General features: G+C 68.1%; 11 protein-coding genes. 9 read left to right on the forward strand and 2 right to left on the reverse strand.

Annotated features, from left to right (window positions below; translation table 11 throughout):
* Window positions 1-46 precede the first annotated feature (46 nt).
* Both WS51_RS28750 and WS51_RS28755 read right to left on the reverse strand, forming a co-directional pair.
* Window positions 47-1,630 (reverse strand): ABC transporter substrate-binding protein, encoded by a 1,584-nt coding sequence (locus WS51_RS28750; RefSeq protein ID WP_059791729.1) that lies wholly within the window; start codon window positions 1,628-1,630, stop codon window positions 47-49.
* Window positions 1,631-2,399: 769 nt separating this feature from the next.
* The gene (locus tag WS51_RS28755) at window positions 2,400-3,068 is read right to left on the reverse strand and encodes a haloacid dehalogenase type II (RefSeq protein ID WP_069230237.1); all 669 of its coding nucleotides are present in this window, start codon (window positions 3,066-3,068) and stop codon (window positions 2,400-2,402) included.
* Window positions 3,069-3,534: 466 nt separating this feature from the next.
* On the opposite strand from WS51_RS28755, the gene WS51_RS28765 reads away from it, so the two are divergent.
* The 9 genes from WS51_RS28765 (at window position 3,535) to WS51_RS32670 (ending at window position 14,289) form a co-directional block, all read left to right on the forward strand.
* Window positions 3,535-4,395, forward strand: a complete 861-nt coding sequence (locus WS51_RS28765; protein ID WP_059541672.1) for a GNAT family N-acetyltransferase — start codon at window positions 3,535-3,537, stop codon at window positions 4,393-4,395.
* A 10-nt stretch (window positions 4,396-4,405) separates the two neighbouring features.
* A complete protein-coding gene (locus WS51_RS28770) occupies window positions 4,406-5,332 on the forward strand; it encodes a 2-hydroxyacid dehydrogenase (RefSeq protein ID WP_069230238.1) in 927 nt (308 codons plus the stop codon).
* A 161-nt stretch (window positions 5,333-5,493) separates the two neighbouring features.
* Window positions 5,494-6,894 (forward strand): aspartate aminotransferase family protein, encoded by a 1,401-nt coding sequence (locus tag WS51_RS28775; RefSeq protein WP_059502360.1) that lies wholly within the window; start codon window positions 5,494-5,496, stop codon window positions 6,892-6,894.
* Window positions 6,895-6,979: 85 nt separating this feature from the next.
* The gene (locus WS51_RS28780; protein WP_006749694.1) at window positions 6,980-7,471 is read left to right on the forward strand and encodes an Lrp/AsnC family transcriptional regulator; all 492 of its coding nucleotides are present in this window, start codon (window positions 6,980-6,982) and stop codon (window positions 7,469-7,471) included.
* 108 nt (window positions 7,472-7,579) lie between these two features.
* Window positions 7,580-9,052 carry an NAD-dependent succinate-semialdehyde dehydrogenase gene (locus WS51_RS28785; RefSeq protein WP_069230239.1) on the forward strand — a complete coding sequence of 491 codons (1,473 nt, stop codon included), beginning with the start codon at window positions 7,580-7,582 and terminating at the stop codon, window positions 9,050-9,052.
* Window positions 9,053-9,254: 202 nt separating this feature from the next.
* Window positions 9,255-10,775, forward strand: a complete 1,521-nt coding sequence (locus WS51_RS28790) for a GGDEF domain-containing protein (RefSeq protein WP_069230240.1) — start codon at window positions 9,255-9,257, stop codon at window positions 10,773-10,775.
* Between the two features lie 214 nt (window positions 10,776-10,989).
* A complete protein-coding gene (locus tag WS51_RS28795) occupies window positions 10,990-12,948 on the forward strand; it encodes a phosphatase PAP2 family protein (RefSeq protein WP_059945919.1) in 1,959 nt (652 codons plus the stop codon).
* 199 nt (window positions 12,949-13,147) lie between these two features.
* The gene (locus tag WS51_RS28800; protein ID WP_069230241.1) at window positions 13,148-14,059 is read left to right on the forward strand and encodes a DUF72 domain-containing protein; all 912 of its coding nucleotides are present in this window, start codon (window positions 13,148-13,150) and stop codon (window positions 14,057-14,059) included.
* A gap of 59 nt (window positions 14,060-14,118) precedes the next feature.
* Complete coding sequence (locus WS51_RS32670) at window positions 14,119-14,289, forward strand: hypothetical protein (RefSeq protein WP_167358015.1); 171 nt, start codon at window positions 14,119-14,121, stop codon at window positions 14,287-14,289.
* Window positions 14,290-14,295 lie beyond the last annotated feature (6 nt).

The following is a 14,295-nucleotide window of genomic DNA, read 5'->3' on the forward strand; positions in this document are numbered from 1 at the left end:
GGCGCAGTCACCCGCACCGGCCGTGCGGCGGCGGCACGCACCCGGCTCAGGCGTTCCACCACACGTGCTCGGCGAACATGAAGCCCATCATCCCGCCGGTCGGAATCGAGCCGAGGCCCGCGAGCCGTTTGTCGTAGCCGTCAAGGAAGCTGATGAAGGCCGGAATGCCGACCCGGCACTGCTGCGCGACGAGCGCCTGCATGTCGCCGTACATCTGCTTGCGCTTCGCGTCGTCGGTTTCGGAACGCGCGGCGAGCAGCAACTGGTCGAACTTCGCGTTCTTCCAGCCCGACTCGTTCCACGGCGCATCCGACTTGAAGAACTGCGTGAACACGACGTCGGCGCTCGAGCGCGGGTTGATGTTGCCGAAGCCGAGCGGGTGTTTCATCCAGTGGTTCGACCAGTAGCCGTCGGGCGACACGCGGTTCACCTGCAGGTTCAGCCCGATCTTCTGGCCGGCCTGCTGCAGCAGCACGGCCATTTCGATCGATCCGTTCGCGTCGGACGTCGCATAGATCGGCGGCAGCGTGGCGCCCAGCGCGCCCGCCTTCTGGAACAGGAACTTCGCCTTGTCCGGATCGTGCGGCCGCTGCGGCAGCGACGCGTTGAAGTAGCGATGCCCCGGCGGGATCGGCTGGTCGTTGCCGATCACCGCGTAGCCGCGGAACACCGCCGAGCGGATCTGCTCGCGATCGAACAGGTACTTCATCCCTTCGACGAAATCGGGATTCGCGGTGATCGGGTTGTCGCTGCGCACGATCAGGTCGGTATAGAGCCCCGACTTGGTTTCCTGCAGCGCATAGCCCGGCGTCGACGCGACCCGCTGCGTCGAGCGCGGATCGATCGCGTTGATCAGGTGCACGTCGCCCGACAGCAGCGCGTTCAGGCGCGCGGCGCTGTCGCTGATGCCGATCAGCTCGATTTCGTCGAGGTACGGCATTCCCGGCTTGAAGTAGCTGTCGTTGCGCACGCCGACGGTCGACACGCCCGGCTTGAACGACTTCAGCTTGTACGGGCCGCAACCGATGCCGGTGCTGAAGTCGGTCGTGCCGTCCTTGACGATCACGAGCTGCGGCGTCGCGAGGATCACCGGCAGATCGGCGTTCGCGCTGACGAGCGTGAGCGTGACCTCGTCCGGGCCGCTCGCCTTCGCATCGGCGAACTGATCGGCGAGCGGCTTGACCTTCGACGCGGTGGCCGCGTTCTTGTGGCGCATCAGCGAGAACACCACGTCGGCCGGCCCGACCGGCTTCCCGTCGTGGAACGTGACGCCCTTGCGCAGCTTGATGATCCACGTCTTCGCGTCGGTCGTCTGCAACGACTGGGCGAGGTTCATCTGCGGCGTGAGGCTCCCATCGAGCTGCGTGAGGCCGCTGTAGAACATGAAGAAACGAATGTAGTCGGCGCCCGTCGAGCCCTTGGCCGGGTCGAGCGTATCGGCCGTCGAACTCGATTCGTTCGCGACCCGGATCTTGCCGCCGCGCTTCGGTGCCGGCGCGGCGAACGCCGAGCGCGCGCCCGTCAGCAGCCCGCCGCCGCCGACGGCCATCATGCCGCTCGCCGCCATGACCCGCATCATGTCGCGGCGCGTGAAGCCGCCCGTGCCGCCGTTGTCGATATCGTCGCTCATCCGAACTGCTCCTGACTGTGGAAAGTGGGTCCTGGGGTCCAGCGTGGTTCGAGAAACCCGTCGCGGCCGCCTGCTGGTAGCGGGCGCGACGTCATGCGCATTGAGTTCATTTAAGCATCGCCAAAATGCGGGTTGTCGCGATTCGGGGCGGCTGCACCACACGATTCGACCGTTTTGGGCCACCCGCGCAGCATGATTTGCTGCGCGAGCGCACCTGCCGGCGTTTGCGCGATGCGATGCCGCGCCGATCGGGCAACCGGCGGCAGGGCGATGGGGAATCGTCAAGCGACGCCCGCCGCGAATCGAGCCGACAACACGGCCCGCTCGGCACTCAAACGTGGCCGGCGCGTCCGGCCGGCCTGCTCGCGTCGACTCGACGGCCGGGCGACCTCACGGTTCCGTCCCGTGCCTTCGTACGAAAATTCAGATCATTGCGTCGTGCTTTCGAAACCGGCCTGCCGCCGCGCGATCCGGCCGCTCGCGCGTTCGGGATCGGCGTGTTCGAATTCACGCCGGGTGTTTGCCGGCGCGACGTGAGAGAGAGTCGGAGACGATGCAGCCTCGATATGCGGCGCGCGAGGCTTGCCGGGATGGTGAAGGCGCGAACCGGGTCGGCGCGGGCGAAACGGGTCGCTGCGTCGCGCAGGTCGGCGAGCACAACGACGGATGACGTGCGCGATACGTATGTCGACACGATCCTGCAGCGCTGCCGGCATGCCGCGTGCGCGTGTTCCAGCGCGTCGCGGTTCGCCGGCAACGAACCTCGCGCTTACAGCCCGAGCTGCGTCGCGAGATGGCCGATGTCCGACACTTCGCAATAGTTGTAGAACGGCGTGCCGGGCTCGTGGCCGCGATTGACGAACGCCTTATGCTTGATGCCGAGATCCTCGGCCGTCATCAGGTCGTAGCGCAGGCTCGACGACACGTGCAGCACGTCCTCGGGCTTGCAGCCGAGCTGGCCGAACATGTATTCGAAGCCCTGCATGCGCGGCTTGTACGATTGCGCCTGCTGCGCGGTGAACACCGCATGAAACGGCGCGCCGAGCTTGTCGACGTTGCTCATGATCTGTTCGTCCATTGCGTTCGACAGGATCACCAGCTTGTACTTCGACGCCAGCCGCGACAGCCCGGCCGGCACGTCCGGATGCGGGCCCCAGGTCGGCACCGCGTGGTAGAAGCGCTCGGCCTCGGCTTCGTCGAACTTCACGCCCACCCGCGCACAGGTGCGCCGAATCGCGTTGACGACGACGTCGCGGTACGGCTTCCACGCCCCGAGCACCTCGTCGAGCCGATACGCGGCGAACGCGCGCACGAATTCCTCCATCGCGACCGGCGACAACCGGTCCGCGTAGATATCGCGCGCCAGTTCCGCCATCCGGAAGCGGGTCAGCGTGCCGTAGCAGTCGAACGTGATGTACTTCGGTTCAAATTGGATCATGGTCGGGTCCTGTCGGTATGAAACCCCGGCAGCGCCGGGGACGGGATGGCTTCAACGGAATTGAATCAGGGCAAAAAGCCGGTCGCACGTCGTTCGACGCCGCTCGAAACGCAGATTCGCCGCGTGTTGCATGCCCCGGGCAGCACGATCTGCGGCGCGGCCGCACGCGGCGCCGCGCACCGGCCGGCGGACTTCACGCAACCGCCGTGCGGCAACCGCCCGGCACGGCTCGCCCGCGAGCGGCAGCACCGCCGCGTTTTTATCGTAGTGTCATTCCCACAGCAGAAGCTGTCGGAATAGCGGGCCGCGCCGGCATGAAGCACGCGTTCGTGCGCACCGGTCGACCCGGTTTGCGTCGATCTCGCACGGCCGCCGTCCGACGCCGCAAAACAGGCGAATCGTCCTATCCGATTCGTGGCGGCGCTGGCAGAGTCGATGTGTCATTCCTACCCATCCGGAGCCCGGCGTGGCCGACCTCAATTCTTCCAGCACGCTCACCTATCGCCCGTTCACCGAAACCGACCTGTCCGCCGCGCACGGGCTGTCGGAGGCAGTCAAGTGGCCGCACCGGCTCGAGGACTGGCGCTTCGCATTCCAGCTCGGCAGCGGCTTCGTCGCCGAGGACGCATCCGGCATCGTCGGCACCGCGCTCGGCTGGCGTTTCGGCGAGTCGCACGCTTCGCTCGGCATGGTGATCGTGTCGCCCGAGCGCCAGGGCCGCGGCATCGGCCGCGAGCTGCTCGCACGCGTCGTCGACAGCCTCGGCGCGCGCACGATCTTCCTGCATGCGACGCCGTCGGGCGAGCCGCTCTACGTGAAGTTCGGTTTCGACGCGATCGGCACGATCGATCAGCACCAGGGCGCCGCGTTCCAGCCGCCGCTGATCTCGCTGCCGCCCGGCGAGCGCCTGCGGCCGCTCGGCACCAACGACGGGCCGCGCCTGGCCGCACTCGCGTCGCGCGCGGCCGGCTACCCGCGCGACACGGTGATCGATGCGCTGCTCGACGTCGCCAACGGAATCGCACTCGATCGCGACGGCGAGTTGCTCGGCTTCGCGCTGTTCCGCCGTTTCGGCCGCGGCCACGTGATCGGCCCGGTGATCGCGCCGGACGCGCTGCGCGCGCAGGCGCTGATCAGCCACTGGCTCGCGCTGCACGAAGGGATGTTCGTGCGCCTCGACGTACCGGGCGACAGCGGGCTGTCCGACTGGCTGCAAGGGCTCGGCCTGCCGCGCGTCGACACCGTCGTCGCGATGGCGCGCGGCGCGGCGCCCGCCCGCGATCCCGCATTGCGCGCGTTCGCGATCGTCAATCAGGCGCTCGGTTGAGCGGCACGCGATGAGCTTTCTCTACAAGGCCGACCCGGTGCGCGGCGCGCGATGGGCGCAGCGCTTCGCGCAACAGGCGCCCGACCTCGCGTTCCGGATCTGGCCGGATCTCGGCGATCCGGAAACCGTGCGATATCTCGCCGCGTGGCAACCGCCCGACGATCCGTGCGCGCTGCTGCCGAATCTGGAGATCGTGTTCTCCGTCGGCGCCGGCATCGATCAATTCGACCTGTCGCGCGTGCCCGCGCACATCCCGGTCGTGCGGATGATCGAGCCGGGCATCGTCGAGGGAATGGTCGAATACGTGACGCAGGCCGTGCTGACGATCCATCGCGACCTGTTCGACTACGCGGCGCAGCAGCGCGAGCACGTGTGGCGCGAGAAGCCGGTGCGCGCGGCCGCATCGCGACGCGTCGGCGTGCTCGGGCTCGGCACCCTCGGGCAGGCCGTGCTCGACACGCTGCGGCGCTTCGGTTTTCCGTGCGCCGGCTGGAGCCGCACGCCCCGCACGCTCGACGGCATCGACTGTCATGCGGGCGACGCAGCGCTCGACGCGTTCCTCGCCCGCACCGACATCCTGATCTGCCTGCTGCCGCTCACCGACGACACGCGCGGCCTGCTCGGCGCGCGCGTGTTCGACGCGCTGCCGGCGGGCGCATCGCTCGTGCAGGTCGGGCGCGGCCCGCAGCTCGATGCCGCCGCGCTGCTCGCCGCACTCGACAGCGGCCGGCTCGACAGCGCGATCCTCGACGTGACGGACCCCGAGCCGTTGCCGGCCGGCCATCCTTTCTGGACGCATCCGCGCATTCGCATCACGCCGCACATCGCCAGCGCGACGCGGCCCGACAGCGCGGTCGATGCCGTGCTCGCGAACCTCGCGCGCCATCGCGCGGGGCAGCCGATGATCGGCGTCGTCGATCGCGCACGCGGCTACTGACGCGCTCGCCCCGGCCCGTCGTAGCGCGCAGCAGAAAATGCCGAAGCGCCCCGTGCAAACACTGCTTTCATACGTTTCAGCGCGCAAATTGAAGACGCGTGCGGATGTCTCGCCCGGTAGCATGACCTCACGCTGACACCCGACGAGAGTCCCGCACTGCCATGAACCAAGCCGCGCTGATCGAAGCCGATCGTCAACACCTGATCCACCCCGTCGTCAACTATCGTGCGCACGAGGCGCGCGGCGTCACCGTGCTCGAATCCGCCGAAGGCGTGTTCCTGCGCGACGCCGAAGGCCATACGCTGCTCGATGCGTTCTCCGGCCTGTGGTGCGTGAACGTCGGCTACGGCCGCGACAGCATCGTGAAGGCCGCCGCCGAACAGATGGCGAAGCTGCCGTACGCAACCGGCTATTTCCATTTCGGCTCGCAACCCGCGATCGAGCTGGCCGAACGGCTCGCGGCGCTCGCGCCGCCGTCGCTGAACCGCGTGTACTTCACGCTCGGCGGCTCCGATGCGATCGACTCCGCCGTGCGTTTCATCACGCACTATTTCAACGCGACCGGCCGCCCGACGAAAAAGCACATGATCGCGCTCGAGCGCGGCTATCACGGCTCGTCGTCGATCGGCGCCGGTCTCACCGCGCTGCCCGCGTTCCACCGTCACTTCGATCTGCCGCGCGCGGACCAGCATCACATCCCGTCGCCCTACCCGTATCGCCACCCGCTCGGCGACGATCCGCAGGCGCTGATCGCCGCGTCGGTCGCCGCGCTCGATGCGAAGGTCGCCGAACTCGGCGCGGACAACGTCGCGGCCTTCTTCTGCGAGCCCGTGCAGGGTTCCGGCGGCGTGATCGTGCCGCCGGCCGGATGGCTGAAGGCGATGCGCGACGCGTGCCGGCGCCTCGGCATCCTGTTCGTCGCCGACGAGGTGATCACCGGCTTCGGCCGCACGGGCCCGTTGTTCGCATGCGAGACCGAGCAGGTCGACCCGGACCTGATGACCGTCGCGAAAGGGCTGACCGCCGGCTATGCGCCGATGGGCGCGGTGCTGATGTCCGACGAAATCTATGAAGGCATTGCGGGCAGCCGCGCGGAATCGGCCGCGGTCGGCCACGGCCACACGTATTCCGCGCACCCGGTGAGCGCGGCGATCGGCCTCGAAGTGCTGAAGCTCTATCACGAAGGCGGCCTGCTCGCGAACGGCCAGGCGATGGCGCCGCGGTTCGCCGCCGGGCTCGATGCGCTGCGCGCGCATCCGCTCGTCGGCGACGCGCGTTCGGCCGGCCTGCTCGGCGCGCTCGAACTGGTGGCCGACAAGACCCGCAAGACGCGCTTCGACCCTGCGCTGAACGTGCCCGACAGGATCGCCGCCGCCGCGTATGCGAACGGCGTGGTGTTTCGCGCGTTCGGCGACGGCGTGCTCGGATTCGCGCCGGCGCTGAGCTTCACGGCAGGCGAATTCGACCTGATGTTCGAACGTGTGCGCAAGACGCTCGACGACGTGCTGGCCGACCCGGGCGTGCAGCGCGCGCTCGACGCCGCGCACGCGCAACCGGCCTGAGCGGCCAAGGGAAAGCCGGGCTTGTGGCGGCCATCTTTCGACTCTAAAGTAACCGGACATTCCATTTTTTCCCTCTCACGCGAACATGACGGACAGCAAGCTGGATCGCATCGACCTGCGCATCCTCTCCCAGTTGCAAAAGCGCGGCCGCATGACCAACGTCGAACTGGCCGATGCGGTCGGACTGTCGCCCAGTCCTTGCCTGATCCGCGTGAAGCGGCTCGAGAAGGCCGGCTATATCGGCGGATACGGCGCGCACATCCAGCTCGAGAAACTGGGCGACGTGCAGGTGGTGTTTACCGAGGTCACGCTCGCCGACCACCGGCGCGAGGACTTCGACCGTTTCGTCGCGGCGATCCGCAACGTCGACGAGATCGTCGAATGCCACCTTGCGAGCGGCGGCTACGACTACCTGCTCAAGTTCATCACGCGCAGCGTGAGCCATTACCAGACGATCGTCGAAGGGCTGCTCGAGCAGAACATCGGCATCGAGAAGTATTTCAGTTACGTGATCATCAAGTCGCCGTTCGTCAAACGGCATTACCCGCTCGAATCGCTGTTCGGCGAACGTCACTGACGGCCGGCGCGCGGCATCCACGAACGCGGCGGCCCGCCGCCCGCGCCGGATAGTCGCGCGCCCGCGCCGAGGCCGTCGTCACCGAACCGCTCCATCCAAGGACCTGTCATGCCGCTTACGCTCGCCCGCCCCGAACTCGTTCGCACCGCCAACCTGATCGACGGCGCCTGGCGCGACGCGCTCGACGGCCGCCGCTTCGACGTCACCGATCCGGCGACGCTCGAGACCGTTGCGCACGCGCCCGACAGCGGCGCGGCCGACGCGCGCGCCGCGACCGATGCGGCCGCGCGCGCGCTGCCCGCATGGCGCGGGACACCCGCCCGAGAACGGGCCGCGATCCTGCGCGCTTGGCATGCGTCGATCGTCGCGCACACCGACGATCTCGCGAAGCTGATGTCGCGCGAACAGGGCAAGCCGCTCGCCGAAGCGCGCGGCGAAGTCGCGTACGGCGCGTCGTACGTTCTCTGGTTCGCCGAGGAAGCCACGCGCGCTTACGGCGATCTGATTCCGCAGCAGCAGCGCGGCAAGCGGCTCAGTGCGGTAAAGGAGCCGATCGGCATCGTCGCCGCGATCACGCCGTGGAATTTCCCGCTCGCGATGATCGCGCGCAAGATCGCACCGGCGCTCGCCGCCGGCTGCACGGTCGTCGCGAAGCCGGCGGAGGACACGCCGCTCACCGCGCTGGCGCTCGCCTTCCTCGCGCAGGAAGCGGGCGTGCCGCCCGGCGTGCTGAACCTGATCGCGGCGTCACGCGAACGCGGCATCGATGCGGTGGCCGACTGGCTCGCCGACGCCCGCGTGCGCAAGATCACGTTCACCGGTTCGACGCTCGTCGGCAAGCTGCTGGCGCGCGAGTCCGCGGCAACGCTGAAGAAGCTGTCGCTGGAGCTCGGCGGCAATGCACCGTTCATCGTGTTCGACGATGCGGAACTCGACGCCGCGATCGACGGGCTGATGGCCGCCAAATTCCGCAACGGCGGCCAGACCTGCGTGTCGCCGAATCGCGTGTACGTGCAGGCCGGCGTCTACGACGCGTTCGCCGCGAAGCTCGCCGCGCGCGTCGCCGCGCTGAGGGTCGCGCCCGCGACCGACCCTGCCGCGCAGATCGGGCCGATGATCAACGCGCGCGCGGTCGACAAGATCGCACGCCACGTCGGCGATGCCATCGAGCGCGGCGCGCGCGTGCTCACCGGCGGCAAACGCCTGGCCGAACTCGGCCCGAACTATTACGCGCCGACGGTGCTCGCCGACGCCACCGCCGACATGCAACTGACCTGCGAGGAAACCTTCGGGCCGGTCGCCGCGCTGTTTCGCTTCGATACCGAGGACGAGGCCGTCGACGCCGCGAACGACACGCCGTTCGGCCTCGCCGCCTATTTCTACTCGCAGGACGTGCGCCGCATCGCGCGCGTGTCGGCGCGGCTCGAGACGGGCATCGTCGGCATCAACGAAGGCGCGCTCGCGAGCGAAGCCGCGCCGTTCGGCGGCGTGAAGGAATCGGGCTACGGCCGCGAAGGCTCGCGCTACGGCCTCGACGACTACCTGTCGATCAAGTACCTGTGCCAGGGCGGGCTCGACTGATTCCGCGCAGCGGCCCGTCGTTGCGCTCGCGGCGCGCGGCGTGCCGCGGCCGGCGCGCGCCGGTCGCACACGTTTGCGCCATTCCGTACGCTCGTTGCTTCGCCTGCCGGCCTCGATTTCCGGGTAACCGTGCCGTTAACCCGGATTTGACCAGCGCCGCTGCGGTCGCAGCCGGCTTCCCGCACGAGCACTAGCGCGAGCAATGCCTGCATCCATTTCGATCGAGAAAATTGCCGACTGGGCCGGCCGCAACCACCTGATCGTCGGCGTGCTTGGCACGCTCATGTCGCTCGCGGCGCTCGGCATCAGCGCGGCGACGCTGTGGGCCGCGCGCAGCGAGGTCGTCGGACATGCGCACGAGACGTCGCGCAACATCGCGGCCGTGCTGGTCAGCGAGATCGCGCGCACCGTCGAGACGTCCAACAATGCGCTGGTCGCACTCGCCACCAATCTCGGCAACCCCGCCGTCGCACGCATGGACGCCGGGCTGCGTCACGACGTACTGTTCGAACGCACGGCCGCGCAATACGTGACCGGCATGGGCGTGACGGACCGCTACGGCCGTTTGATCGACGGCTGTTGCAGCTCGACCCACAACTGGGACTTCAGCGATCGCGACTACTTCAAGGTCCATCGCGATGCGGATGACGTCGGCCTCTACGTGTCCGAGGCGTATCGCGCGCGTTCGCGCGGCGGCACGGAATCGATCGCGCTGTCGCGGCGCATCAAGCGGGCAGATCACACGTTCGACGGGATCGCGGTGGTTGCCGTCGACCTCGCGTACTTCGATCGGCTGCTGTCCCGCCTGAACGTCGGTCCGCACGGCGTCAGCGCGATCCTGCGCGCGGACGGCACGATCCTCGCGCGAAACCCGCCGCTGACCGATCACCAGATGATCCGCCTGCGCCGCTCGAAGGCGTTCGAGAGGATGGTGAGCCGCGAATCGGGCTTCTATGCCGCGCGCTCGAGCATCGACGGCATCATGCGGCTTTACACATTCCAGCGGGTGCCCGGCACGCCGCTGATCGCGGTCGTCGCACCGGCCGAGCACGACGTGCTGGCCGGCACCACGCACCTGATGTGGACGGTCGGCGTATCCGCGTCCGTCATCGGCGCGCTGTTCTGCGCGGTGGTGTGGCTGCTCGCGTTCGCGCTGCGGGACAACCTGCGCAAGCAGACGCTGCTCACCGACCTGACGCGTATCGATCCGCTCACGGGCCTGCACAATCGTCGCGCGCTCGATGCCGCGCTCGCCGACGAATGGGCGCGGCTGCAACGCGGCAGCGACGACAGCCTGTCGGTGCTGTTCATCGACGCCGATCACTTCAAGCAGTACAACGACCGCTTCGGTCACGCGCAAGGCGACACGGCGCTGCGCTTTCTCGCGGAGTGCATTCGCGCGCATACGCGGCGGCGCGGCGATCTTGCCGCGCGCTACGGCGGCGAGGAATTCGTCGTCGTATTGCCCGATACCGATGAAAGCGGCGCCGCGAAAGTCGCCGAAGCGATTCGCCGCGCCGTGGAGTGCAACCGGCTCGATGGGTTCGACGCGACGATTCCGGCGTTCACGGTCAGCATCGGCTACGCGACCGCGCACCGTGCGCACCCGCGCTCCGTGCACGCGCTGTCGCATCAGGCCGACCTCGCGCTCTATGCGGCGAAGCGCCAGGGCAGAAACCGCGTGCGCCGGGCCGATGCGGAATCGGTCGCCCAAACGGCCTGACCGTTCCGGCGGCCCGTCTTTTCGACCACGCGCGCACGCGCGATCCGACATCGCCAACCAACCGATTTCCCCGTGCCGCCATGTTTAGCAGCCCGAATTCACCAAATAGTGAGAAATCGGGCGCATCGACCGCGACCCGAAACAAATCCGTAACGGCTGCGTCACGATCGCCCACGACAATCCGCCATCTTCGACACTCAGGATGGAGCATTGCATGTTTGCGTCACGAAGCCGTTTCCCGCTGCACGTCGCAGCATTGTCGAGCGCGATCGTGCTCGCCGCATGCGGCGGCGGCGACGATGTCGCGTCGACCGCCACGACCAGCGCGGCCATGCCGGCCCCGCCGGCCGATCCAGGCTTCGTCGACAGCGCGCCCGTGCCGAGCGTGCCGGCCTTCGTCGACAACATCGCGACCAACCAGCGCGGCGACGCGCGCTATGCGACGCTGTCGACCAACGCGGCCGTGCGCGTGGTGAGCCGCTTCCTGGACCTGTGGCAGCCGGCAACGATGCTTGTCGATGCCGGCGTGAGCGCACCGGCCAACGGCGCGTTTCCGGCGATCTCGCCGTCGACCTGCTCGGGCCTGCCCGGCAGCGGCACGCCGTGCGGCACGATCCTGAACGACACGGTGCTGGCGGCCAACGTTCAATATGTCGTCAACGCGACGACCGCGCGCACGCAACAGCAGGCCGATGCCGCCTACTTCGACGACCGGCGCGGCAAGGGCTACAGCGTGACCGACGGCATGGGCCCGCTCACCGACGCGTGGCGCACGGCCGCCCAGCAAACGACCAGCATCACCAGCGTGCCCGCCGACGCAACCACGGTGCTGTACAACGACAGCGGCAACAACACCGGTGTCGGCGGCAGCACCAACACGAATTTCGGCAAGGTGGTCGACCTGCTCAACGAAATGGGCAACAACGCGTCGACGGAACCGACGAAGCGCTTCTACAAATACGCGCGCCCGTATCGCTGGAGCACGAGCGTCGTCGTCGCACCGACGCTGGTGCCGGCAGAAAGCACGACGCCCGCGACCGACGGCGGCTTCATCAGCGGCCACACGGCCGAAGCGATGCGCGACGCGATGACGATGGCGTGGCTCGTGCCGGAACGCTTCCAGGAGATGGTCAGCCGCGGCCTCGAACTCGGCGAGAACCGGATCCTTGCCGGCATGCACTCGCCGCTCGACGTGATCGGCGGGCGCATGCTCGCGCTGGCCGTCAGCGCGGCGAACCTGGCCGTGTATGCAAGCGATGCGCAGGCCGCGTATGCCCAGGCGCACCAGGCCCTGCAGCAGCTCACGGGGACGACCGGCACGACGTTCGCCGCCTTCGCGCATTCGGGCACGACGGCGACCGACCGCTTCGCCGATTACGCGACGAACAAGGCCGCCTTCGCGCGCCGCATGACGTTCGGCTTCGGCGCGATCGAATCGACCGGCGCGCCGCCCGTCGTGCCGAAGGGCGCGGAGATCCTGCTGCAGACGCGCTTCCCGTACCTGAGCGCCGACCAGCGGCGCGTCGTGCTGAAGACGACCGAAATATCGTCCGGCTATCCGGTGATGGATGACGCGGAAGGCTGGGGCCGCCTGAACCTGTTCGCCGCCGCCGACGGTTATGGCGCATTCAACGGCAACGTGATCGTGTCGATGGATGCGTCGCAAGGCGGGCTGAATGCGGCCGACCTGTGGCGCAACGACATCGCGGGCGCCGGCAAGCTGACGCTGCAAGGCACCGGCACGCTGACGCTCGCGGGCAACAACAGCTACACGGGCGGCACGCAGGTGAGCGGCGGCACGCTCGCCGCGGCATCGGCCACTGCGTTCGGCAACGGTGACGTATACGTCGGTGCAGGCGGCAGCGTGAAGATCGCCGCCGCCGCGCCGGTCACGATCGCGACACGCTACACGCAGCTCGACAACACGACGCTCGAACTCGACATCGACGGCAACGGCGGCGGCCGTCTGCGCGTGGGCGGCCCGCTCACCGTCGCCGGCGGCACGCTGCACGTGAAGTTCGTGAACGGCTATGCGCCGAAGGCGGGCGACACGATCGCACTGATCGACGGCGCGGCGGCTTCCGCGAAGTTCGCGACGGTGACCGTCGACGGATTCAACGCGACGCCGGTTTATACGGCGACCGGCGTATCGGTGCGGTTGTCGGCATCGTAATGTATGTGTCGCGTGCGGCCGGCCAGCCCGGCCGCTTACCGTTCCGAACGTCGGCTACCACGTAGCAGGCAGTCGAAAGAAACGATTCGCTGTCGTCGGCCAGCACCGCGTCCGACACGACGCACGCGGCTTCCTGCCCCGGCCGCGGCACGCATCTTGCTCGCCGCAACGCGGATTCAACGGACCGACGGGCAGCGACGTGACAAGCAAACCGGGCGACATTCATATCGGCATTTCGGGCTGGCGCTACGACGGCTGGCGGGGCACCTTCTATCCGGAAGGGCTGAAGCAGGCCGCTGAACTGCGATACGCGTCGGCCCGGATGCAGACGATCGAAATCAACGGCACACACTACAGCCTGCAATCGCTCACCAGCTGGCGACGCTGGTACGACGAAACGCCGCCCGCTTTTACGTTCAGCGTGAAAGGCGCGCGCTATCTGACCCACATGCTGCGCTTTCGCGATGAAACCGCGACGGTCGCGTGCGCGAACTTTTTCGCGCAGGGTCTGCTCGCGCTGCGGGACAAGCTCGGGCCGATACTCTGGCAATTTCCGCCGTCGCTGCGATTCGACCCCGACCACATCGCGCGCTTCCTCGGCATGCTGCCGCACGATACCGAAGCCGCCCTCGCCCTTGCGAAGCGGCACGACGCGCGCGTGAGGACGCCCCATCTGCAGATCGATCGCAAGCGCGCGTTGCGGCACGCGATCGAAGTACGCCACGCGAGCTTCGTCGATCCGGCGTTCGTGCAGTTGCTGCGCCGGCACAAGGTCGCGCTCGTGATCTCCGATTCGACCGAACCGTGGCCGCAATTCGAGGACTTGAGCGCGGACTTCGTCTACATGCGGCTGCACGGCACTGAAACGAAATACTCGGGCGAATACTCGGATGCCGCACTCGACCGCTGGGCAGCGCGGATCGATTCATGGTCCCGCGGCGCGCAGCCCGCGGATGCGCATCTCGCCGCGCCGGCGTTGCCGCCGCCGCGCGCGCGAACGCGCGACGTGTACTGCTACTTCGACAACGATGCGAAAACGCACGCACCGTTCGACGCGCAACGCCTGATGGAACGCCTCGGCGTGCAGGTGCGCGAAGCGGTGGCCGGATAGAACGGCATGCCGCGCAACGGCCCCGCGCACGACGAACCCGAACCGCAAGGAGAAAAGCGATGACGCTGCTTATCTATCTGCTCGGCTGGATCATTTTCATCGCCGGTGTCGCATGGGGATTGATGACGCTGCATGTCTCGCAGCACATCGTCGAGATCGTCGCCGTCATTCTGTTCGGCATCGCGGTCATCACCGGCGCGACGCGCGCACGCAATCGCGACCGGACATAGCGCGAT

This window comes from Burkholderia territorii, assembly GCF_001718335.1.
In the GTDB taxonomy this organism is placed as follows: Bacteria; Pseudomonadota; Gammaproteobacteria; order Burkholderiales; family Burkholderiaceae; genus Burkholderia; species Burkholderia territorii.

What these genes read in the sequence shown, in the direction of transcription:
- WS51_RS28750 (WP_059791729.1), bottom strand. Translation starts at nt 1,630, where the DNA reads ATGAGCGACGATATCGACAACGGCGGCACGGGCGGCTTCACGCGCCGC.
- WS51_RS28755 (WP_069230237.1), bottom strand. Translation starts at nt 3,068, where the DNA reads ATGATCCAATTTGAACCGAAGTACATCACGTTCGACTGCTACGGCACG.
- WS51_RS28770 (WP_069230238.1), top strand. Translation starts at nt 4,406, where the DNA reads ATGAGCTTTCTCTACAAGGCCGACCCGGTGCGCGGCGCGCGATGGGCG.
- WS51_RS28775 (WP_059502360.1), top strand. Translation starts at nt 5,494, where the DNA reads ATGAACCAAGCCGCGCTGATCGAAGCCGATCGTCAACACCTGATCCAC.
- WS51_RS28780 (WP_006749694.1), top strand. Translation starts at nt 6,980, where the DNA reads ATGACGGACAGCAAGCTGGATCGCATCGACCTGCGCATCCTCTCCCAG.
- WS51_RS28785 (WP_069230239.1), top strand. Translation starts at nt 7,580, where the DNA reads ATGCCGCTTACGCTCGCCCGCCCCGAACTCGTTCGCACCGCCAACCTG.
- WS51_RS28790 (WP_069230240.1), top strand. Translation starts at nt 9,255, where the DNA reads ATGCCTGCATCCATTTCGATCGAGAAAATTGCCGACTGGGCCGGCCGC.
- WS51_RS28795 (WP_059945919.1), top strand. Translation starts at nt 10,990, where the DNA reads ATGTTTGCGTCACGAAGCCGTTTCCCGCTGCACGTCGCAGCATTGTCG.
- WS51_RS32670 (WP_167358015.1), top strand. Translation starts at nt 14,119, where the DNA reads ATGACGCTGCTTATCTATCTGCTCGGCTGGATCATTTTCATCGCCGGT.